Source organism: Stenotrophomonas sp. STEN038, assembly GCF_056759895.1.
Map to the genome: position 1 here is coordinate 23366 of NZ_JBRRDW010000005.1, position 19934 is coordinate 43299.

The following is a 19934-nucleotide window of genomic DNA, read 5'->3' on the forward strand; positions in this document are numbered from 1 at the left end:
GAGAATTGTTTGCGTTTGCAATGCCGATATGCTTGGTACAGCTGGGTCTTGCCCGGGTACAGGCAGGATGCTTTTGCCCGGGAGGAATGGCCTTTGAACGTGATGCCAGCTGAGCTGTCGCAGGAGCGCGACCGGGTCTGGAGGCCCCGGGGGTGTGGATGAACGCAGGGGAGCCGCGGTGCTGACTCCCCGGATCCGGGGCGGACAGCCGGCTGGATCAGTCGCGGTCGTCGCGCGACCAGATGCCGCCGTGTTCGCGCTTGACCGGGAACTTGGGCACCGCCGTATAGGCCGGGGCGCAGAGGGCGCGGCCATCGCGGATGTCGAAGCGGGCGCCGTGCAGGATGCACTCGATGCTGCCTTCGTCCGGATCCAGGGTGCCGGAGGACAGCTCGAACTCCTCATGCGTGCACTGGTCTTCCAGCGCATACAGCTCACCGTCCAGGTTGAACACCACAATCGGCGAACCAGTGACTTCATCGAAGCCGGTCTTCATTTCGCCCGGCAACAGCTCTTCGCTGGCGCAGATGAAGGTCCAGGTCTCGCTCATGCGGTGGCTCCGAGCGGCTTTTCGAGGATTTCGAATTGCAGATCGTCGCGCTTGGGGATGCCGAAGCGTTCATCACCATACGGGAATGGCTTCTTGATGCCGGTGCGGACGTAACCGCGGCGTTCGTAGAAGGCGATCAGCTCGTCGCGGCAATCGATCACCGTCATCTGCATGGTCGGCAGCTGCCACTGTTCGGCTACATGCTGTTCCGCGCGCTGCATCAATTGTTTGCCGATGCCGCCGCCTTGGGCGTTGGGGCTGACCGAGAACATGCCGAAGTAGCCGTGGCCGTTTTCATCGGCGACATGGCAGCAGGCCTGCAGCTGGCCGTCCTGCTCGGCGAGCAGGATCACGCTGCGCGGGCGGTCCAGATCGCCCTGGATGCCGGCGGCGTCGATGCGCTGGCCATCAAGGATATCGGCTTCGGTGGTCCAGCCGACGCGCGAGGCGTCGCCACGGTAGGCGGAGGTGACCAGATCGATCAGGGCCGGGATGTCGGCGGCGGTAGCAGGGCGGAAAGTCAGCGTGTTCATGGGCTGCATTCTAGCGCCGCGAGCCGGAACGGACGATGGGAGGTGTCCTGGGCTGTGCTCCCTCCCTTTGCCGAAGGCAAGGGGAGGGCTGGGGAGGGGTTGTATCTTCGCAAGGTGATGCACCAGAGGCGTCACTTGTGTAGAGCCGAGCCATGCTCGGCTGGGGCGTTACCGGTGAAGCCCTTGCCGAGCATGGCTCGGCACTACAGGTGAAGCGGCTGTCTTGCCTTCAGCGCATGAAAAACTCGACCGGGAACGACAGTTCCAGCGGTGCCTTGCGTGCTTCCGGCACCGCCGGCAATGGCGCGGCACGGCGGAACGTATCCAATGCGGCCTGATCGAGCATGGCCGAACCGGAGGTCTGCTCCAACGCCAACGACAACACCGAGCCATCACGGGCGAGGCTAACCCGGATGTGGGCGACGCCTTGTTCGCGGCGCGCGCGGGCGGCATTGGGATAGCGGCGATGCCGTTCCAGCTTGGCCATGACCCGGCCTTCCCAGCTGTCCTTGCCGGGGTTGGCCACGCTGGGGCCGGTGGGCAGCGGTGGCGTGACCGGGGCGGCCGCTATCGAGGCCTCCTGTTGCTGCGGGGCAGGCGCCTGCTGCACGGGCTGCGGTGGCGCCGGCGGCGGAACGATCCAATTGGCGGCGGCGCGCGGTGGCGATGGTGGCACTGGGCGTGGCGGTTCGGGCTTCTGTTTCGTCGCCGAGGCCGCGGCGGAGGGCGTGGGTGCAATCACTTCCTCCAGTGGCTGCTCCGGTGCACGTGGCGGCAGCATCACCAGCTGCGTGCGTTCGGCGGGCTCCTCCAGCGGCGGATCCATGCTTGGCGCGCGGCTCCACAGCAAGAGCGCGAACATTCCAATGTGCAGCAACACGGTCACGGTTGCAGCGACCGAGCGGATGCCGCGTTCTTCCGATTGCGGGGACGGCACCGCGGCCACGCCGCGCGGCAGCGGCCGGGTCAGCAGATACAGCGCACAGCCGCCCATGCCGATCGCAACCGCCAGCCACAACAGCAGCGACGGATGCGCGAAGTACCAGAACACCGCAAAGCCCAGCGCCATGCCGCCGCAGGCAAAGGCTTTGGCACGCTTGGACATCGCGCCCTGTTCGCGCCATAGCCGCAACGGTGGGCCGAACTGCGGGTGCTGCAGCAGCCAGCGCTCGAAGCGCGGCGAGGAACGGCCAAAACAGGCGGCAGCCAGGATCATGAAAATGGTGGTGGGCATCACCGGCAGCAATGCGCCGATGATGCCCAGGGCCACCATCAACATGCCCAGCAACAGATAGCCCACGCGCACGGCGCGATTGCGCCGTGGCATGGTTGGTGCAGTGCTCAGCGTTGCCTCCATCTCAGTCGGCAAAACCCTGCTCGACATAGCCATGCACGCGCTGGAACGCGGCAGTGGCACCAGCCACCAGACGTTGTTCCTGCTCGGCATCCAAGGCATTGCCATCCAGCGCCTCGGTGAAACGCCGCCAGTGACGCGCGCGCCCGTCCGGGTGGCCGGCCAGGTGGCGTGCGCCGTGATTGGCATCCAGGCCGATCTTCGCAGCCAGCTTGAACAGGATGGCAGCGCCGAGGTTGGAGCCCTCGACCACGTACAGCCAACCCAGCGCGGTGGCCGGGTCGATGTCGCTGCTCAAGGCGGCATTGTCATCGGCGGGCAGGGTTTCACCCAGGTCGTGCAGATCCTGCTGCAGTTCCTGCAGGCGCTGGCGCTCGGCCAGGTCCGGCAACAGGCCTTGCAACGCAGGCAGCGAGTAAAGCACCGCCAGATCACGGTGGAAGCGGTACTGCACGCGCAGGAAGCGCCGGTAGTTCTCAAGCGATGCGAACGGTTCGCCGCGCATGATGCGTTGGTCCAGGCGCTCGTGGGTACCGTGGGTGGCGGCCTTCAAGCGTTGGCTGCGGCTGAGTTCCAGCAGCATTGGGGAAGCGGACATATGCGGTTCCTCAGAAGTTGACGGTGAAGCCCATGCGCACGGTGCGGCCTGGCGAGGCCATCAGGCCCAGCGTCATCGCGTCCATGTAGTAACGGTCGGTGAGGTTGTCCACGCTCAGGTCGAGTGCGACGTGCTCGTTGATGCGGTAGTTGGCGAACAGGTCGACCAGCACGTAGGAACCCCAATCGACCACCGGGATGATGCTGCTGGCGCGCGGCAGGGTCGGGCGGTTGCCGGTGTAGCTGACCCGGCCACCGGCGGTCAGGCGCTGGTCCAGCTGATGCGTGCCCAGCGTCAGCGCACCGGAGGCGCGCGGCGGGACGTGGTTGCTGGCATAGCTGTCGGTGACGCCGCCCGGATGGCAGGGCTCTGACTTGGTCGGATAGGCGCGGTCGCTGTGGCAGAAGTTGGTGTAGGTGTAATAGCTGCCGGACAGCTCACTGAAGAAGCGCGGCGTGCGGTACTCGGCGGTGATCTCGTAGCCCTTGAAGTCGGCGTTGTCGATATTCTCGATCACAGGTGACGATACCCAGCCGTCCAACTGCACGGTGGTACGGGTCAGGTAATCCTTCACGTGGTTGTCGAAGTAGGCCAGCTTCAGGCGAGCCTGATCGCCTTCGGCGAACAGCCCGTCGCGCAGCAGGTTGATGCCGTACTCGCGGTTCTTGGCGCGCTCCGGGCGCAGGTCCATTGCGAAGGTGCTTGGAACCGGGCCGGAGCTGGTCTCGAACAGGCCAGGCATACGCAGCGCTTCGGCGTAACGGGCATAGACCTGCACGCCCTCGAACGGGGTGAAGGTGATCGCCGCGATCGGTGCATTGCCGCTGGCCTTGTTCTGCAGGTGGACGTCGGTATAGGTGATGGGGCGGCTCTGCGATGGCACGCGGGTGATCTCGCGGTCATAGCTCTTGTAGCGGGTATGGCGGATGGCGGCGTCGAACTTCAGCCAATCGGTGGGCACCCACTCGGCGCTGGCGAACAGGCTGCTTTCCTCACGCTTGGCGTTGTTGCTGCTGAAGCTCTGCGAGGCGCTGATCGGATGCACGTCTTCCTTGCCGTGGGTGAAGCCGTACTGCAAGGCGACGTCGCCCCAGGCGGTGATGAAGCGCGAGGTGTTGGTGGCGTCGATTCCCCAGCGCTCGGCCTGGCGGTAGGTGGTCTCGATATAGGTGTATTCCGGCGGCAGTGTCGGGAACGAGTAGACGTTGCGGATGGTGTTGTCCAAGGCGGTACGCCAGGCGTTGGCCTTGAAGTCGATCAGCTCGTTGGCCGGCTGCCAGCGGTAACGCGCGGTCCAGGTGTCGGCGTCGACATCGCTGAGCGCCGATTGCAGTGCGCCTTCACCGCGCAGGATGGCCGACGGCATCAGCTCGCCGTAGCGGCTCTGGTACTTCATGCGGCCCAGTTCCAGGGCCTGGTCAGCGCTGGGCTTCCAGGTGCCCTTGAGCAACCAGGACTGGTTGTCGACCGAGGTGTTGAGCACTTCTTCGCCGGCACGGAAGCGGTTGAGGCCTTCGAAGGAGACAGTGGTGTACTCGACCCAGCGGCCACGGCTGTCGGTGGTACGCGAGGTGGCGTAGTGCGGCTCGGGCGCACCCGGGCCGTTCTCGCCGGCGAAGTAGTTGCCGGTCTTGCGTCGCGCGAAGGCGCCGAGTACTTCGAACTGGCCGAAGCGCTTGGCTGCGGCGATGCTGCCGCTGCCGCCGGTCGGGGTGCCGGTGGAAGGGCGATCCATGCCGGTCTCATCGGCAAACTCGCTTGGCAGCTGCTGCACGGTGCAGGTGCGGCCGCCACCACAGGCGGTGAGGAAACGGCCGCCATTGCGCAGGCCGCCAGTGGTGAAGGCCGGCGGCGGCGAAGACGAATTGTCGCTGAAGCTGCCTTTCAGGCGGATGCCCCAATCCTTGTCGCCGGTGATGATGTCCTCGGCGTTCAAGGTGCGCATGCTGACCACGCCGCCGATGGCGCCGACGCCTTCGGCACCGCTGGTCGGGCCCTTCTGGATGTCGATGCCGCCGATCATGTCCGGGTCGATATAGCTGCGCCCGGCCACGCCGGCATAGCCGCGGTAGACGGTGACCTGCTGCTGGCTGCCATCGATCAGCACCGGCACGCGGTTGAAGCCCTGCATGCCGCGGATGTTCAGGTCGAGCGCACCGGAGTTGCGGTTGTCGCCGTTGATGACACCGGCCACGCCCTTGAAGATGTCACCGGCCTGGGTGCCGCGCGAACGCTCGATCTGCTGCAGTGACAAGTGCGCACCGGACTGCGCGGAGGTGTAAGGCGTGTCGGCCGGGTTGCGGCTGTCATCGCCCAGCTGGGTTCGGTTTCCCTGGTCACCCTGCACCCGCAGCGTGCCGATGCGTTCCACGCCGTTGGTCGGCGCGCGCTGTACGGTCAGCGCGCCGCTGGCGGTGGTGGCCAGCTGCAGGCCGCTGCCTTGCAGCGCCTGTGCGGCGGCCTGTTCGACCGAGTACTGGCCATGCACGGCCTTGGCCTGCTTGCCCTGCAGCAGGGCCGGGTCCACCGACAAGGTGCGGCCGGCGCTGGCGGCGATGCGGTTGAGGCTGGCGCCTAGCGGGCCGGCGGCGATCTGGTAGTCGAGCACTGCCGCATCAGCGGCTGCGGTCTGCGCGTGGGCCAGCGGAACGGCGCAGGCCAGCGACAAGGCCAGGGCAAGGCAGGAAGGGCGAAGCAGGGGGGAGGCGGACATCGATACGGCTTCCGAAAGAGGGTTTCGGATAGGGATGTGTATCGAGGGCGAAAAACCGGACACGCTCACGCTATTTTTTTTCGATCAGGGTGACCGGGCCATAGGAGCGGATCAGCAAGGGCAGGGTTTCGGCCAGCGCGGCCAAGGTGCGGTCGCTGTCATCCAGCCCGAATACGCCCTGCACGCGCAGTGCCGCCGCCTCTGGCGACACCCGCAGAAAGCCGCTGCGGTAGGCGCGCAGACGCTCCACCAGATCCAGCAGCGGTGCGTTGTCGAGGCTGACCCGGCCGTGCAGCCAATCGGTCAGTTGCAGTGGATTGCTGCCGAGTGCGGTGATGCCGCTGGCATCGATGCGTGCGCTTTCCCCAGCGAGCAGGCGCTGGCTATGGCCGTGCTGGTCTTCGATCAAGACGTGATCGCTGAGTACTGCAATCTGGGTGGACGCCTCGTAGCGTTCGACCATGAGCTTGCCGCGCAGCAGGCTGAGTTTGGTGTGCAGGCTGTGCAGTAGCAGGGGACGCGGATCGGCGGCGATGTCCAGCTGTGCACGTCCACGCCGCAGCCACAGTTGGCGCTGGTTGGTTCCGAAATCCAGGTCCATCGCGCTGCGTGCGTCGAGGGTGAGCGTGCTGCCGTCTTCCAGTGCGAAACGGCAACGTTGCCCGGTGGCGGTGCGCAGGTCGGCGCTGAGCTCGCGCAGCGGGAATTTGCGGTCGGCCAGCAGCGCCGCGCCGCCAGCGGTGAGGGCGAAGGCCGCCAGGGAACGCAGCGCGACGCGCCGTGACGGCCGCAGCAGCAGTTCGCGTGCCTGTTGGTCCTGGCCGGGATGACGCTGGGCAACCTCGCGCAGGCGCTGGAAGCGGCCCTGGATTTCCTGCAGCTGCTGCCAGGCCTGACGATTCTCGGCCGAGGCGTCCAGCCAGCGCTGCAGCTGCTGTTCGCTGTCCGCACCGGCACTGCCGGACTGCAGCAGCACCATCCAGTCGATGGCGGCTTCCATCGCCGCTTGCTCGCTCATGGGGCCAGGTCCGTGTGCTGCAGGTCCTGCAGGCAGCAGCTCCAGGCCTGGCGAAGGTAGCGACCGACCGTGCGTACCGATACGCCAAGCTGTTGTGCGATCTGCCCGTGGCCCATGCCGTCGAGCTGGCTGTAGAGGAAGGCGGCGCGGGCTGGTGCCGGCAGTGACTGCATGCTGCGGTCGACCAGCAGCACGGTTTCCAGCAGCAGTGCACGTTCCTCGGGCGAGGGCGAAAACGCTTCAGGGCTGTGCCGCAACTGCTCCAACCAGGCCTGTTCCAGATCACGGCGCCGGCGCAGATGGAATAGCAGGCGCTTTGCGATGGTGGTCAGGAACGCGCGCGGCTCATCAATGCTGGTCAGCGGCGTGCGCGAAGCTGCGACCTGGCTGAAGGTCTCGGCGGTGAGGTCTTCTGCGTCCCAGCGGCACCGAACCTGCCTGCACAGCCGTGCCAGCAACCAGCGGTGATGGTCGCGGAACAAGGTGGCAAGGAGGGAGGATGACGCCGGGCTCATCGTTTGTGCAAATGCGAATTGTTCGCATTATGGCACGTGAGGACGAAGGAGCGGTAGGAGCGGCGTCAGCCGCGAAGCTGGTGGACTCTCAGATCGCAGGTTGGATGATCACTGCGGATGTGCCGGTTTCGCGGCTGACGCCGCTCCTACAACCTGCGGACCATCGGGAATCTACCGAAGCCAGCAATGCGCTCCCTCCCTTTGCCGAAGGCAAGGGGAGGGCTGGGGAGGGGTAGAGCGTGTGCTGTTGGATTTGTGGCTTCGCGGCTCACGCCGCTCCTACAAATATCCAGCGCTGCGTCTTAGCCCCTCTCCCGTTTACGGGAGAGGGGTTGGGGTGAGGGCGCTTTCGCTGTTTGAATTTCGGCCTGTAGTGCTATCGGCTTCGCGGCTCACGCCGCTCCTACAAAACCAGCTCTGCTCAGCCCAGCAGGGTGCGCACTTTCTTCAGCGCCGCCATGAAGGATTCAATCTCTTCATGCGTGTTGTAGAACGCCAGCGAGGCGCGGCAGGTGGCGGCTACGCCGTAGTACTGCAGCAGCGGGTGCGCGCAGTGCTGGCCGGAGCGCACGGCGACGCCTTGCAGGTCGAGCAGGGTCGCCAGGTCGTGCGCGTGGGCGCCTTCGATCTGGAACGACACCACGGCGGCCTTGTTGGGTGCGGTGCCGAAGATGCGCAGGCCTTCGACGCGCTGCAGTTCTTCAGTGAAATGGGCCAGCAGCTCCTGCTCGCGGGCTTCGATGTGTTCGCGGCCCAACGCTTCCAGGTAATCCACCGCCACGCCCAGGCCGATGAAACCGGCGATGTTTGGCGTGCCGGCTTCGAACTTGTGCGGGGCATCGTTGAACACGGTGCCTTCGAAGCTCACTTCCTTGATCATCTCGCCGCCGCCAAGGAAGGGCGGCATGTCCTGCAAGTGCTCACGGCGTGCCCACAGCGCGCCGGTGCCGGTCGGGCCGCACATCTTGTGGCCGGTCACCACGTAGAAATCGCAGCCGATGGCGGCAACGTCCACGCTAAGGTGCGGTGCGGCCTGCGAGCCGTCGATCACGGTGACGATGCCGCGCTTGCGGGCCTCGCGGCAGATCTCGCGCACCGGGTTGATGGTGCCGAGCACGTTGGATACATGGGTCAGCGCCAGCAGCTTCACTTCCGGGGTCATCGCTGCATGCAGCGCGTCCAGGTTGAGGCTGCCGTCTGGGTTGATCTCGGCCACGCGGATGGTCGCGCCGGTGCGCTCGGCGACCAGCTGCCACGGGACGATGTTGGCGTGGTGCTCCATGCGCGAGACCAGGATCACATCGCCGGCCTTCAAGCGCGGCAATGCCCACGAATACGCGACCAGGTTGATCGCAAAGGTGGTGCCGCTGCACAACACCAGCTCATCGCTGCGCACGTTGAGGAAGCGTGCCAGCTTGGTGCGTGCGCCTTCGTAGGCGTCGGTCGCCTCGGTGCCAAGCGCATGCACCGCACGGCTGACATTGGCGTTGTAGCGGCGATAGAACTCGTCCACCGCGCCGATCACCGACAGCGGCTTCTGCGCGGTGTTGGCATTGTCGAAATACACCAGCGGCTTGCCGTTGACTTCGCGCATCAGCAGCGGGAAGTCGGCGCGCACGCGCTCCCAGTCGGGGGCGGTGGCCGGGTGGTGGATCGGACGCGGGGAACTGAGATTCATGCCATGCCTGCCTGTTGCAGTGCCTGGTCCAGATGGCGGGCCAGCTTTTCGGTGAGGACGCCTTCCACGGCTGCCAGCGGTTCGTGGCAGAACGCCGCGCTGAGCATGGCGCGCGCCTGTTCGGCTGGCACGCCGCGCGTGCGCAGGTAGAACAGCGCATTGGCATCGAGCTGGCCAACGGTAGCGCCGTGCGCCGCCTTGACCTCGTCGGCGTCGATCACCAGCGTCGGCTGGGTATCGATCTCGGCATCGGCCGACAGCAGCAGGTTCTTGTTGGACAGGTTGGCATCGGTGCCATCGGCGCCTTCGCGGATGCCGATGCCGCCATGGAACACCACGCGGCTGCGGTTGGCCGCCACGCCGCGCCAGACCAACGCGGCGCTGGTGTCCTTGGCGATGTGCTCGATGCCCAGGCGGGTGTCGATATGGCGACGACCGGTACCCAGCAGCACGCCATTGGCGGTCAGCTTGGCGTTGTCGCCTTCCAGGCGCACGTTGAGCTCATGACGGCTCAGCGCAGCACCCAGCTCCAGGTCGATGCGGCGGTATTCCGCATCGCGCGCCAGCACCGCATCGGTGCGCAGCAGCGAGGTGGCACGTGCACTGTCGGCCTGCACGCGGGCATGCGACAGCACGGCGTCCTGGGCGATGTGGACGTGCACCAGGGTGTTGTCCAGGTGCGCGCTGTCGCCAGCCTGCAAGTGGTGCTCGACCAGACCGAACACGGCGCCACGGCGCAGTTCGATCAGGTGGCGGTGATGCCAGGCGTGGTCGCTGGAATCCGCCGCGCTGACAAATACCAGATGCAGCGGGGTTTCGCTGACGATGCCGTCGGCGACCTGTACCAGCACGCCTTCATCGGCGAGTGCGGCATTGAGCTGGGCGAATACTTCTTCGGCGCGCTCGAAGCGACGGCCAAGGAAACGCAGCGCCTCGGGCTCTTCGGCCTGCACGGCAGACAGGGTGCGCACCTGCACACCGGCATCCAGCGACGACAGATCGCTCAACGCAGCGCTGTGGCGACCGTTGACGAAGACCAAGCGCGGCGACGGGATGTCGGCCAGCAGCGCGGCATCGATGTCCGGGGCCTGCAGTGGCGCGGCGGTGAAGCTGCGGCGCTCCAGCTGGCGCAGCGAGGTGTACTTCCAGGCTTCGTTGCGGGCGGCGGGCAGGCCGGTTTTCAGTGCGGCTTCAAGCAGCTCGGCGCGCTCCTTGCTGCCGCAGAAGGTGCCGGCCAGTGAATCGAGCAGGGCATTCATTACTTGGCGGCCTCGCGGACCACGCGGTCCTTCAGGAAGTCATAACCGTGGGCTTCCAGCTCCAGCGCCAGTTCCGGGCCACCGGTCTTGACGATGCGACCGTTGGCCAGCACGTGCACCACGTCCGGCTTGATGTAGTCGAGCAGGCGCTGGTAGTGGGTGATCACCAGGAACGAACGCTCCGGCGAACGCAGCGCGTTGACGCCATCGGCCACGCTCTTCAGCGCATCGATGTCCAGGCCGGAGTCGGTTTCGTCGAGGATCGCAAGCTTCGGCTCAAGCACGGCCAGCTGGAAGATCTCGTTGCGCTTCTTCTCGCCACCGGAGAAACCTTCGTTGACGCCACGGTGCAGCAGCTCGTCCTTCAGGTGCAGCACGGCCAGCTTCTGCCGGACCAGCTTGAGGAACTGCATCGAGTCCAGCTCTTCTTCGCCACGGGCCTTGCGCTGCGCATTGAGCGCGGCACGCAGGAAGTAGGTGTTGTTGACGCCGGGGATTTCCACCGGGTACTGGAAAGCCAGGAACAGGCCGGCGGCGGCGCGTGCTTCCGGTTCCAGCTCCAGCAGGTCGCCATCTTCGAACTGCACGCTGCCGGCGGTGACGTCGTAGCCGTCGCGGCCGGACAGGACATTGCCGAGGGTGGACTTGCCGGCGCCGTTCGGGCCCATGATGGCGTGTACTTCGCCCGGCTTCACTTCCAGCGACAGACCCTTGAGGATTTCCTTGTCGCCGATGCTTGCGTGGAGGTTTTCGATCTTCAGCATGAGGGTGCGTTCTTCAATATGTAGTGTGCGGGGCGATCAGAGCTCGCCTTCGGCGCGATCGAGGAAGGTGGCGCGCAGCCACTGGGTGCGCTTGCGGGTCAGTTCGGCCTTGTTGGCCGAATACAGCATCGGATACATCGAGCCGTACAGGACTCGCGGATTTTCGTCCTTGCCCACCGGGTAGCGCGCTTCGATGTCGGCATCGCGCAGCGGGATCCACAGGCGCTGGGCAGCGCGCAGCTTGTCGATGGCGACCTGCTGGCCCTGCAGCTTCTGCATCACCTGCCGGTACACGGCGTTGAGCTCGGCGTCGGCGGCGGTGGCTTCCGCCGCCGCACACTCGTTGATATCCAGCTGGGTGCGGGCATCGTCGCAGGCCTTGCCCGGTGACGCGGCAGAGGCCGCGAACGGCAGCACGACCAGCAGGAGCAGCGACAGGCGGCTCATCCGACCGATCCTTCAAGCGAGACTTCCAGCAGCTTCTTGGCTTCCACCGCGAACTCCATCGGCAGTTCCTTGAACACCTGCTTGCAGAAGCCGTCGACGATCATCGACACCGCGTTTTCCTGGTCGATGCCGCGGGCGCGGCAATAGAACAGCTGGTCGTCGGAAATCTTGGAGGTGGTGGCCTCGTGTTCGACGGTGGCGCTGGGATTCTTCACCTCGATGTAGGGGAAGGTGTGGGCGCCACACTTCTTGCCGATCAGCAGCGAGTCGCACTGGGTGTAGTTGCGCGCGCCTTCGGCGCCACGGTCAACACGCACCAGGCCGCGATAGGTGTTCTGGCCACGGCCGGCGCTGATGCCCTTGGAGATGATCTTGCTCTTGGTGCGCTTGCCGACGTGGATCATCTTGGTGCCGGTGTCGGCCTGCTGGCGATGATGGGTCAACGCGACCGAGTGGAATTCACCCACCGAGTCGTCGCCCAGCAGCACGCAGGACGGGTACTTCCAGGTGATGGCCGAACCGGTTTCCACCTGGGTCCAGGTCACTTTGGAGCGCGCGCCACGACATTCAGCACGTTTGGTGACGAAGTTGTAGATACCGCCGACGCCGTTCTCGTCGCCTGGGTACCAGTTCTGCACGGTCGAATACTTGATCTCGGCATCTTCCAGCGCCACCAGCTCGACCACCGCGGCGTGCAGCTGGTTCTCATCGCGCATCGGCGCGGTGCAGCCTTCCAGATACGAGACGTAAGCCTTGTCCTCGCAGATGATCAAGGTGCGCTCGAACTGCCCGGTGTTACTGGCGTTGATGCGGAAATAGGTGCTCAGCTCCATCGGGCTGCGCACGCCGGCCGGCACGAACACGAAGCTGCCGTCGGAGAACACCGCCGAGTTGAGCGCGGCGAAATAGTTGTCGCCCACCGGCACCACCGAGCCCAGGTACTTGCGTACCAGCTCCGGGTATTCGCGGATGGCTTCGGAGATGGAGCAGAAGATCACGCCCTTGTCGGCCAGTTCCTTGCGGAAAGTAGTACCGACCGAGACCGAATCGAATACCGCATCCACCGCCACGCCGGCCAGCTTCGCGCGCTCATGCAGCGGCACGCCGAGCTTTTCGTAGGTGTCCAGCAGTTCCTTGGGTACTTCGTCCAGCGACTGGTACTTCGGGCCCTTGGGCGCGGAGAAGTAGCTCAGTGCCTGCAGGTCGATCGGCGCGATTTCGAGCTTTGCCCAGTCCGGCTGGCGCATGGTCAGGAAGTGACGGTAGGCATCCAGACGCCATTGCGTCATCCACTCGGGCTCGTCCTTTTTGGCCGAGAGTGCACGGATGACGTCCTCGTCCAGACCGGGGGGGAACGATTCGGATTCGATCAGCGTGACGAAGCCTGCGTCGTATTTACGACCCAGCTGCTCATGGATTTCACGGTTCGGGCTGTCGACGGTGTCGACCGGTTCGATGATTTCGGTGGCCATCAGGGCTGCCTACGGTTGTTCAGGAGACGACGTCGGCGCTGATGCGTCGACGGTCGGCAAGCGGTAAGGGGTGCAGCATCTGCGCGAGGGTGACGCCGCGCAGGGCATCGGAAACCACGTCATTGATCAGCCGCCAGTTGGAGCGCACACCGCACTGCCCGGCAAGGCCGCACTGGCTTTGTTCCTGGCTGCATTCGGTGATTGCCAAGGGGCCTTCCATCGCTTCCAGGATCTCGATCAGGGTGATCTCGGAGGCCGGGCGGGTAAGCCGGTAACCGCCATGCACGCCGCGCAGGCCTTCCACCAGACCGGCTTGGGCCAGCGGCTTGAGCAGCTTGCTGACGGTGGGCGGCTCCAATCCGGCGGCTTCAGCCAGATCGGTCGCGCTCAGCACTTCGGCTGGCCGTGCGGCAAGCACGGTCAGGACGACGGTGGCGTAATCGGTGAGCTTGGTGACGCGGAGCATTGCGGGGGCGGGGAATCAATGTGGACCAAAATTGTACGCTTTCTCGCCGGGAGGGCCAAGTTTTGCCGTTCAGGTGGCAGAAACCCCTCACCCAATCAGGGGGCTGCAGCTGTTTCCTCTCCCCCTGCGGGAGAGGATGCCGAAGGCAGGAGAGGGGGCGGCGCAGCCGCTGCTTTTCGCTTCTGCCTCAAAAAGTCAGGTGGTCATGTTGGTCAGTTTTGATCCGGCGCCAAAAGCTACCCCTCTCCCCAACCCTCTCCCGCAGGGGGAGAGGGGGCCAAAATCAACAGCAAGTGCGCTGTGCAGCCGCTGCAGTTCTCCTCTCCTCCTGCGGGGGAGGACGCCCATGGGCGTTGGACAGTTGTCATATGCCAATCCCCGCTTGGGTTGTCCTGCCCGATGGGCGAGAATCACCGTCTCACTCAAGTCCCGGCCATGTACATGCCCAAGAAGATCCAGGCGCGCAAATCCTCCATCCATGGCAACGGCGTGTTCGCCGTGGCCGCCATCAAGAAGGGCGAGCGCGTCATCGAATACAAGGGCAAGCGCCGTACCCATGCCGAAGTGGACGCAGACGATGCGGGTGATGTGGAAACCGGTCACACCTTCCTGTTCACCCTGAACGACGATTACGTCATCGATGCCAACTACAAGGGCAATGACGCACGCTGGATCAACCACAGCTGTGATCCGAGCTGCGAGGCGATGATCGAAGAGGCCGAAGGCGATGATCGCACCGCCGACAAGGTGTTCATCGAAGCGATCCGCGATATCAAGGCCGGCGAAGAGCTGACCTACAACTACGGCATCACCCTGGCCGAGCGTCACACACCGCGCCTGAAAAAGATCTGGGAATGCCGTTGCGGCTCGCCCAAGTGCACCGGCACGATGCTGCAGCCGAAGCGCTGAAAGGCGCCCGCTGGTTTTGTGGGAGCGGCGTAAGCCGCGAAGCTACTGCCAGTTCAAGTGCTGTCAATCAATGGAAAAGCGGTTCTGTTGGCGAAAGGCTCGGCTTCGCGGCTGATACATCGTCAGCTTCGCGGCTGACGCCGCTCCCACAGGCAGATCAAAATGAGAGAGGCCGCAATCGCGGCCTCTTTCGTTTCTACAGCTGTCCGGCTCAGTTGCCCAGCAAACCCTGCGGCACGAAGCTGCCCAGGTTCTGGTTGAAGTCCACCGCGATGCGGCCGTTCTGGATGCCGACCGACTTCACCTGCAGCACGCCCATCACCTTGGCGATGGCCGGGTCGATCTTGTAGATCGGCTCGCGTCGGGCGTAGTCGGCCAGCCAGCTGTTGAGCAGGCTGCGGGTGCTTGAATCCAACTCACCACCGCCAGCACTGGGGCGGAAGCCATCAACGGTGGGCTGATCCAGGTGGAAGCCCTGGGTCTGCGTGTCATAACGCAGGCCGCTGCTGATCTGCACATCGCCCACCGGCATCGATGAGCCGCCAGCGGCCATGGCCAGGTTGAAGCCCAGGTCCAGGCGGCTGCCCTGTGGCAGGGTCAAGTGTGGCTGGCTCACGGTCAGCGCCAGCAGTCCGCCCAGTGCCTTCTGGGTGCGCGGGAAGCTGCCGTCCAGATACTGCTGCACATCGGCGGCGCCAACGGTCAACTGTTTGCCGTTGATCTGCGGTGCGGCATGGGCGCTGCCGGCGATGGCGATCAGGGCAATGCTGGGGAGGAGCAGGGAACGCAGATTCATCGGTCGCACTCGGTAATGGCGGCAGGTTGGAATAGCAAGATAACCAGATCGGGTGAACGGCTTATTAGCAGCATCGATTCAAGCCAGGCTGGGGCGATACAGCGGCCACTTCAGGCCAGCGCCCTCGATGGGCGGTGCGCGCGTTGGTGCCAGTTGCAGCGCTGTGCTCCATCCGCGTCGGACAGCCGGAAACACCCTCAGGCCGGTTCGATCTGCACTCGCCAGCTCCTGATCCAGCGCGACTGCGCAGAGCCTCGCAATCCGCCGCCAGCTCCACCACCGGGTTACTCGGCCGGGGACTGCAGGCGCTTGAGCTTGTGCAGCAACTGGTCCAGCTCCGGCTGCAGCGCGGCCAACAGGCTGTCGGGCTTGCCAGCCGATTCGGCCAGGGTCTCCAGCAGGCCGGTGACAACCACGATGCCGGCGTCTTCATTGCAGGACAGTCGCCGTTGGCCTTGCGCGGATTCCAGCTGGCGCATCCAGTTGTATTGGCTGCGCTGTTCGAACTCGATCGAGCAACGGCCGCTGCACTGCTGGCCGTCAGTCTCGATCGGAGTGACGGAGATTCGGTAGCGATGCTTGCTGATGGACATGGTGGACTACGTGGGGAAGCGGTGGGAGTGGCCACCATAGGCCCGCTCCGGCGCAGGTACGAGGCGTTGGACCATGACGCTGTGTTCCAGTGCTTTTCCCATGCCACAGGCGGAACGCTGCGACCCATGGGAACGTTTTCCACGTTGCGATGAAGGAAAAAAAAACGGGACGGCAGAGCCGTCCCGTTCATTCGCCAAGGGGCGCGCTGATTACAGCGCAGCGTCCTTGAGCTTCTTGAGCGGACGCACCTTGAGCTTGGTGGTAGCCGGCTTGGCGGCAAACCACTGCTCTTCCTTGGTGAACGGGTTGATGCCCTTGCGCTTCGGCTTGGCAGCAACGCTCACGGTGGAGATCTTCAGCAGGCCCGGCAGGGTGAAGGAGCCAGCGCCCTTCTTGTTGACCGAGGCGGCAACGGCGCCTTCCAGGGCGGCGAACACAGCGCGCACGTCCTTGGCAGCGACCGAGGTGGCTTCAGCGATGTGGGCAACCAGACCGGACTTGGTCAGTGCTTCCTTGATCGGCTTCAGTGCGGCCGGCTTTGCGGCAGCCTTGGTTGCAGCCTTCGTAGCTACTTTCTTCACTGCCTTCTTCGGGGCAGCCTTTTTAGCGGTCTTTGCCATGATTTCCTGTTCCGTGAACGGTTGGTTGTTGGTCGTGCCGACCCCGTCGGCAAGCGAAATGTAGGGCATGAATTGCGTGACGCCAATAGGCAATCGAAGAAAAAGCCCATAAAAATTGGTTCTGGACGTATTTGGACAACAATTCGGTGCTGGAAGTCATGCAAAAACCGGGTTGGACTGCGATCAAACGCGGTGTTGCCCGCGCTCGGCGGGCACGCCGTTGCGCCGCTGGCTGCGGCGCACAAACCGCTAACACGCTGTGGTTTAGGCTGGCCGGGTCATCCACCACGAGGAGTTCGACCATGGGTATTTCGCGTCACGCCACCGCACACTGGGAAGGCGATCTGAAGACCGGGCAGGGCCGCTTGAGTACGCCGCAGAGCGGTTTGATGGAGAACACCCGCTATGCGTTCAACAGCCGCTTCGGCGATGAGAAGGGCACCAACCCCGAAGAACTGATTGCTGCCGCACATGCCGGCTGCTTCACCATGGCGCTGTCGGCCAAGCTCAGCGAAGCCGGCTTCCCGCCGACCTCGTTGGACACCCGTGCCGATGTCGACCTGTCGATGGAAGGTGGCCCGCAGCTGTCGCAGATCCGGCTCAAGGTAAAGGCGGTGGTGCCGGGCCTGGACGAGACCCGGTTCCGCGCAATTGCCGATGATGCCAAGCAGAATTGTCCGGTCTCCAAGGCGCTGAGCGCGGTGCCGATCAGCCTGGATACCGAGTTTTCGGCCTGATTTGGCTCCGGCCCGCCCCGCGCCCCGCGCGGGCCGGGCCGGTTCAGGATCGTTTCACCCGCCGCGCCTGAGCATCGCTCATCCCTCGTTCCTCATTCCAGCCGGAGTGGTTACTGCCATGAGTCGCTCGCTAGCTGTTGCCGCTGTCCTTGTCGTCGGTGGTCTGGTCGCGTTCAACGCGTCCGCGCAGCGTTATGACGACGGTCAATACCGCCCCAACGGTTCTTACGATGATGGCCAGTACCGGCCGGGCCCGCGCTATGACGATGGCCAGTACCGCGGCGGTGACAACGCCGGTAACGGTGCGGTGTACGACTACGCGCGGGTGGTGCGGGTGGATCCGGTCATCGTCAACGGCAGCCAAGGCCGCAACGAGCGCTGCTATGAGCGCAACGATGGCGGTTATGTGGATAACAACAATGGTTATCAGGCTGGCGGCTACGGCAACAACAACTACGGCAACAGCAACGGCTATCGGAATGACGGCTATGACCAGCGTGGCTACGACAACGGCCAGTACCGGCAGGGCAACGAAAGCGGTCGCCAGTGGGCGACAGTGATCGGCGGCCTGGCTGGTGCGGTGCTCGGCAGCCGCATCGGTGGCGGTGATGGACGTTACCTGGGCACTGCGGTCGGCACCATTGCCGGCGGTGCCGCCGGTCGTGCCATCTACGAAGCCAGCAACCGGCCGAACTACCAGCGCGGCGACGTGCGCGTCTGCGAACCCAACGGCTATGGCAGCGAGAGCGAGCGGGTGGACGGCTACGACGTCACCTACGAATACGCGGGCCGCCAGTACCGCACCCATCGTGACTATCACCCCGGCGAGCAGATCCGCGTCCGCGTGGACGTAAGCGCCGACTGAGCGCAGCGGGCGTTTCTGCCCGGCTGAGGTGCGGCGCACGGTTTGTCAGGCCCGGTCGATGACGGCATAGTCCACGCATTCCGTTCTGGAGGGTGCGTGATGCGTCGTATTGCCTGTGTTGCCCTGTTACTCCCTTGCCTGCATGCATTGCCGGCCCAGGCCGAGGTCAAGCTGCTGGTGGCCGATACCATCCGCACCGGTGACCCGGCCCAGCCCGTGGTCGGTGCCATTGCCTGGGAGAGTGACAGCGGCAAGGTTCTCGACGTGGGCAGTGCCGACGCTTTGCTACAGTTGTATCCGCAGGCACCGCGCATCGACGTGGGCGGCGCGACCGTGGTGCCGGGGCTGATCGATGCCCACGCGCACATCATCGGCCTGGGCAATACCCTGATGCAGGCCGACCTGACCGGCGCGCGCACCCGTGGCGAAGTGCTGGAGCGGTTGCAGGCCTTCGAGAAGACGCTGGCGCCCGGTGATTGGCTGCTGGGCCGTGGCTGGGACCAGAACCGTTGGGACAACACCGATTTCCCGACCGCCGCCGATCTGGATGCAGCATTCCCGCAGCGGCCGGTCTATCTGGAGCGCATCGACGGCCATGCCGGTTGGGTCAACAGCGCCGCCATCGGTATCGCCGAGAAGGCAGGCAAGTCGTTGTCCGGCGACTGGCAGCCGGAGGGCGGACGCATTCTCCGCGATGCCGCTGGCAAGCCGAGCGGCGTATTGGTCGATGGTGCGGCGTCGCTGGTCTATTCGCAGATCCCCGCGTTGGACGATGCCTCGCGCGAAAAGCGTCTGCAGGCTGCGCTGCAGGCGGCGGTCAGCAATGGTCTGACCGGTGTGCATGACATGGGCGTGTCGCGCGAGGACCTGACGCTGATGAAGCGTCTGGCTGACCAGGGCAAGCTGCCGCTGCGCATCGACGCCTATGCCGATGGCAACAATGAAGCACTGGAGGACCTGTGCAAGACCGGCCTGTACGCCCATCCCGGTGGCCGCCTGCAGATGCGCGGGGTCAAGCTGTACATGGATGGTGCACTGGGCAGCCGCGGTGCGGCCCTGCTCACCGCTTATAGCGACGACCCGCATAACCACGGCTTGCTGATGACCTCTCCGGAGGAATTCGAAGTTGCGGTGCGCAAGGCGGATGGCTGCAAGGTGCAGGTCGCCACCCACGCCATCGGTGACCGCGGCAACCGCATCGTGCTGGATACCTATGAGAAGGTGCTGGGCTCGCACAGGGGCGCGGATCACCGCTGGCGTATCGAGCACTCGCAGGTGGTGTCGCTGCAGGACATCCCGCGCTTCGCCAAGCTCGGTGTGATTGCCTCGATGCAGCCGACCCATGCCACCTCGGACATGGGCTGGGCCGAGCAGCGGGTTGGGCCGGAACGCATCCTCGGTGCCTACGCCTGGCAGCGTTTCCTGCACAGCGGCGCGCGCTTGGCGCTGGGCTCTGACTTCCCGGTGGAGCAGGTTGATCCGCGCCTGGGCCTGTATGCGGCAGTGACCCGTCAGGACCGCGACGGCCAGCCGCCGGGCGGTTGGCAGCCGGAACAGCGCCTGAGCGCCGCCGAAGCGCTGCGTGGCTTCACCAGCGACGCGGCATGGGCGGGCCATGACGAGGCGCAGGTCGGCAAGCTGCAGCGTGGGCTACGTGCGGACTTTGTGGTGCTGGACCGTGACCCGCTGAAAGTCGCCGCCGACGAGCTTGATGACCTGAAGGTGCTGTCGACCTGGGTTGATGGTGAGCCGGTTTACAAGGCGGCTACGCCGGAGGGCTGAAGCCATTGCGGCTTCGGTAGTGCTTTCCACTTGAACGTTGAGTCACTCGAAAACCGATGCCAAACGCTTGGCATCGGTTTTCTTCTTTGTGTGGGAGCGGCGTAAGCCGCGAAGCTCGCTATCCGTCCGATTGCGGGGATGTTGATCGCTTCATTGCTGCCGGCTTTCGCGGCTTTCGCCGGTCCCACAAGATCCCCGTCGCCGGAAGGCTGGTAGAAACCGCGTTTCTGGCTTCGGCCCGCGAAGTGCTGGACTGGCGCGCTC

20 protein-coding genes are annotated in these 19934 nt (G+C 64.9%); 4 read left to right on the forward strand and 16 right to left on the reverse strand.

Annotated features, from left to right (window positions below; genetic code table 11):
• Positions 1–217: 217 nt before the first annotated feature.
• The 13 genes from ACVOLS_RS03130 to ACVOLS_RS03190 all read right to left on the reverse strand — a co-directional run bounded on the left by ACVOLS_RS03130 (position 218) and on the right by ACVOLS_RS03190 (position 13367).
• The gene (locus tag ACVOLS_RS03130; protein ID WP_303749185.1) at positions 218–550 is read right to left on the reverse strand and encodes a non-heme iron oxygenase ferredoxin subunit; all 333 of its coding nucleotides are present in this window, start codon (positions 548–550) and stop codon (positions 218–220) included.
• Positions 547–1083: a GNAT family N-acetyltransferase gene (locus ACVOLS_RS03135; RefSeq protein WP_481544440.1), complete on the reverse strand. Its 537-nt coding sequence runs from the start codon at positions 1081–1083 to the stop codon at positions 547–549. The genes ACVOLS_RS03130 and ACVOLS_RS03135 overlap by 4 nt, the downstream gene beginning before the upstream one ends.
• Positions 1084–1312: 229 nt before the next feature.
• Positions 1313–2410, reverse strand: a complete 1098-nt coding sequence (locus ACVOLS_RS03140) for a TonB family protein (protein ID WP_481544441.1) — start codon at positions 2408–2410, stop codon at positions 1313–1315.
• Between the two features lie 31 nt (positions 2411–2441).
• Positions 2442–3035, reverse strand: a complete 594-nt coding sequence (locus ACVOLS_RS03145) for a biliverdin-producing heme oxygenase (RefSeq protein ID WP_481544442.1) — start codon at positions 3033–3035, stop codon at positions 2442–2444.
• Between the two features lie 10 nt (positions 3036–3045).
• A complete protein-coding gene (locus tag ACVOLS_RS03150; protein ID WP_481544443.1) occupies positions 3046–5748 on the reverse strand; it encodes a TonB-dependent receptor in 2703 nt (900 codons plus the stop codon).
• A 70-nt stretch (positions 5749–5818) separates the two neighbouring features.
• Positions 5819–6766 (reverse strand): FecR family protein, encoded by a 948-nt coding sequence (locus tag ACVOLS_RS03155; protein WP_481544444.1) that lies wholly within the window; start codon positions 6764–6766, stop codon positions 5819–5821.
• Positions 6763–7281, reverse strand: coding sequence for a sigma-70 family RNA polymerase sigma factor (locus ACVOLS_RS03160; RefSeq protein WP_481544445.1), 519 nt, complete (start codon positions 7279–7281; stop codon positions 6763–6765). Before ACVOLS_RS03160 ends, ACVOLS_RS03155 begins: the two co-directional genes overlap by 4 nt.
• A gap of 421 nt (positions 7282–7702) precedes the next feature.
• Complete coding sequence (locus ACVOLS_RS03165; RefSeq protein WP_481544446.1) at positions 7703–8959, reverse strand: cysteine desulfurase; 1257 nt, start codon at positions 8957–8959, stop codon at positions 7703–7705.
• Complete coding sequence (gene sufD / locus ACVOLS_RS03170) at positions 8956–10218, reverse strand: Fe-S cluster assembly protein SufD (RefSeq protein ID WP_481544447.1); 1263 nt, start codon at positions 10216–10218, stop codon at positions 8956–8958. The genes ACVOLS_RS03165 and sufD overlap by 4 nt, the downstream gene beginning before the upstream one ends.
• Positions 10218–10982, reverse strand: a complete 765-nt coding sequence (gene sufC / locus ACVOLS_RS03175) for a Fe-S cluster assembly ATPase SufC (RefSeq protein WP_481544448.1) — start codon at positions 10980–10982, stop codon at positions 10218–10220. Before sufC ends, sufD begins: the two co-directional genes overlap by 1 nt.
• A gap of 36 nt (positions 10983–11018) precedes the next feature.
• Positions 11019–11429 carry a lysozyme inhibitor LprI family protein gene (locus tag ACVOLS_RS03180; RefSeq protein WP_481544449.1) on the reverse strand — a complete coding sequence of 137 codons (411 nt, stop codon included), beginning with the start codon at positions 11427–11429 and terminating at the stop codon, positions 11019–11021.
• The gene (sufB, locus tag ACVOLS_RS03185) at positions 11426–12901 is read right to left on the reverse strand and encodes a Fe-S cluster assembly protein SufB (RefSeq protein ID WP_481544450.1); all 1476 of its coding nucleotides are present in this window, start codon (positions 12899–12901) and stop codon (positions 11426–11428) included. The genes ACVOLS_RS03180 and sufB overlap by 4 nt, the downstream gene beginning before the upstream one ends.
• Before the next feature lie 19 nt (positions 12902–12920).
• Complete coding sequence (locus ACVOLS_RS03190; RefSeq protein WP_057627263.1) at positions 12921–13367, reverse strand: SUF system Fe-S cluster assembly regulator; 447 nt, start codon at positions 13365–13367, stop codon at positions 12921–12923.
• Between the two features lie 441 nt (positions 13368–13808).
• Here ACVOLS_RS03190 and ACVOLS_RS03195 point away from each other — a divergent pair, with 441 nt between their 5' ends.
• The gene (locus ACVOLS_RS03195) at positions 13809–14276 is read left to right on the forward strand and encodes an SET domain-containing protein (protein WP_303749196.1); all 468 of its coding nucleotides are present in this window, start codon (positions 13809–13811) and stop codon (positions 14274–14276) included.
• Between the two features lie 211 nt (positions 14277–14487).
• On the opposite strand, the gene ACVOLS_RS03200 is transcribed toward ACVOLS_RS03195, so the two are convergent.
• From ACVOLS_RS03200 to ACVOLS_RS03210, 3 genes are all read right to left on the reverse strand, one after another.
• Positions 14488–15072: a YceB family lipoprotein gene (locus ACVOLS_RS03200; protein WP_481544451.1), complete on the reverse strand. Its 585-nt coding sequence runs from the start codon at positions 15070–15072 to the stop codon at positions 14488–14490.
• Positions 15073–15356: 284 nt separating this feature from the next.
• Complete coding sequence (locus ACVOLS_RS03205) at positions 15357–15665, reverse strand: DUF3861 family protein (RefSeq protein WP_481544452.1); 309 nt, start codon at positions 15663–15665, stop codon at positions 15357–15359.
• Between the two features lie 210 nt (positions 15666–15875).
• Positions 15876–16286 carry an HU family DNA-binding protein gene (locus tag ACVOLS_RS03210; RefSeq protein WP_481508646.1) on the reverse strand — a complete coding sequence of 137 codons (411 nt, stop codon included), beginning with the start codon at positions 16284–16286 and terminating at the stop codon, positions 15876–15878.
• Positions 16287–16588: 302 nt separating this feature from the next.
• Between ACVOLS_RS03210 and ACVOLS_RS03215 the strand changes: the two genes are divergently transcribed.
• The 3 genes from ACVOLS_RS03215 to ACVOLS_RS03225 all read left to right on the forward strand — a co-directional run bounded on the left by ACVOLS_RS03215 (position 16589) and on the right by ACVOLS_RS03225 (position 19670).
• Positions 16589–17023, forward strand: coding sequence for an OsmC family protein (locus tag ACVOLS_RS03215; protein WP_313494450.1), 435 nt, complete (start codon positions 16589–16591; stop codon positions 17021–17023).
• Between the two features lie 118 nt (positions 17024–17141).
• Positions 17142–17888, forward strand: a complete 747-nt coding sequence (locus ACVOLS_RS03220; RefSeq protein ID WP_481544453.1) for a glycine zipper 2TM domain-containing protein — start codon at positions 17142–17144, stop codon at positions 17886–17888.
• Positions 17889–17987: 99 nt separating this feature from the next.
• On the forward strand, positions 17988–19670 hold the full coding sequence (locus ACVOLS_RS03225; protein WP_481544454.1) for an amidohydrolase: 1683 nt from the start codon (positions 17988–17990) through the stop codon (positions 19668–19670).
• Positions 19671–19934: the final 264 nt, after the last annotated feature.

What these genes read in the sequence shown, in the direction of transcription:
- ACVOLS_RS03130 (WP_303749185.1), bottom strand. Translation starts at nt 550, where the DNA reads ATGAGCGAGACCTGGACCTTCATCTGCGCCAGCGAAGAGCTGTTGCCG.
- ACVOLS_RS03135 (WP_481544440.1), bottom strand. Translation starts at nt 1,083, where the DNA reads ATGAACACGCTGACTTTCCGCCCTGCTACCGCCGCCGACATCCCGGCC.
- ACVOLS_RS03140 (WP_481544441.1), bottom strand. Translation starts at nt 2,410, where the DNA reads ATGCCACGGCGCAATCGCGCCGTGCGCGTGGGCTATCTGTTGCTGGGC.
- ACVOLS_RS03145 (WP_481544442.1), bottom strand. Translation starts at nt 3,035, where the DNA reads ATGTCCGCTTCCCCAATGCTGCTGGAACTCAGCCGCAGCCAACGCTTG.
- ACVOLS_RS03150 (WP_481544443.1), bottom strand. Translation starts at nt 5,748, where the DNA reads ATGTCCGCCTCCCCCCTGCTTCGCCCTTCCTGCCTTGCCCTGGCCTTG.
- ACVOLS_RS03155 (WP_481544444.1), bottom strand. Translation starts at nt 6,766, where the DNA reads ATGAGCGAGCAAGCGGCGATGGAAGCCGCCATCGACTGGATGGTGCTG.
- ACVOLS_RS03160 (WP_481544445.1), bottom strand. Translation starts at nt 7,281, where the DNA reads ATGAGCCCGGCGTCATCCTCCCTCCTTGCCACCTTGTTCCGCGACCAT.
- ACVOLS_RS03165 (WP_481544446.1), bottom strand. Translation starts at nt 8,959, where the DNA reads ATGAATCTCAGTTCCCCGCGTCCGATCCACCACCCGGCCACCGCCCCC.
- sufD (WP_481544447.1), bottom strand. Translation starts at nt 10,218, where the DNA reads ATGAATGCCCTGCTCGATTCACTGGCCGGCACCTTCTGCGGCAGCAAG.
- sufC (WP_481544448.1), bottom strand. Translation starts at nt 10,982, where the DNA reads ATGCTGAAGATCGAAAACCTCCACGCAAGCATCGGCGACAAGGAAATC.
- ACVOLS_RS03180 (WP_481544449.1), bottom strand. Translation starts at nt 11,429, where the DNA reads ATGAGCCGCCTGTCGCTGCTCCTGCTGGTCGTGCTGCCGTTCGCGGCC.
- sufB (WP_481544450.1), bottom strand. Translation starts at nt 12,901, where the DNA reads ATGGCCACCGAAATCATCGAACCGGTCGACACCGTCGACAGCCCGAAC.
- ACVOLS_RS03190 (WP_057627263.1), bottom strand. Translation starts at nt 13,367, where the DNA reads ATGCTCCGCGTCACCAAGCTCACCGATTACGCCACCGTCGTCCTGACC.
- ACVOLS_RS03195 (WP_303749196.1), top strand. Translation starts at nt 13,809, where the DNA reads ATGCCCAAGAAGATCCAGGCGCGCAAATCCTCCATCCATGGCAACGGC.
- ACVOLS_RS03200 (WP_481544451.1), bottom strand. Translation starts at nt 15,072, where the DNA reads ATGAATCTGCGTTCCCTGCTCCTCCCCAGCATTGCCCTGATCGCCATC.
- ACVOLS_RS03205 (WP_481544452.1), bottom strand. Translation starts at nt 15,665, where the DNA reads ATGTCCATCAGCAAGCATCGCTACCGAATCTCCGTCACTCCGATCGAG.
- ACVOLS_RS03210 (WP_481508646.1), bottom strand. Translation starts at nt 16,286, where the DNA reads ATGGCAAAGACCGCTAAAAAGGCTGCCCCGAAGAAGGCAGTGAAGAAA.
- ACVOLS_RS03215 (WP_313494450.1), top strand. Translation starts at nt 16,589, where the DNA reads ATGGGTATTTCGCGTCACGCCACCGCACACTGGGAAGGCGATCTGAAG.
- ACVOLS_RS03220 (WP_481544453.1), top strand. Translation starts at nt 17,142, where the DNA reads ATGAGTCGCTCGCTAGCTGTTGCCGCTGTCCTTGTCGTCGGTGGTCTG.
- ACVOLS_RS03225 (WP_481544454.1), top strand. Translation starts at nt 17,988, where the DNA reads ATGCGTCGTATTGCCTGTGTTGCCCTGTTACTCCCTTGCCTGCATGCA.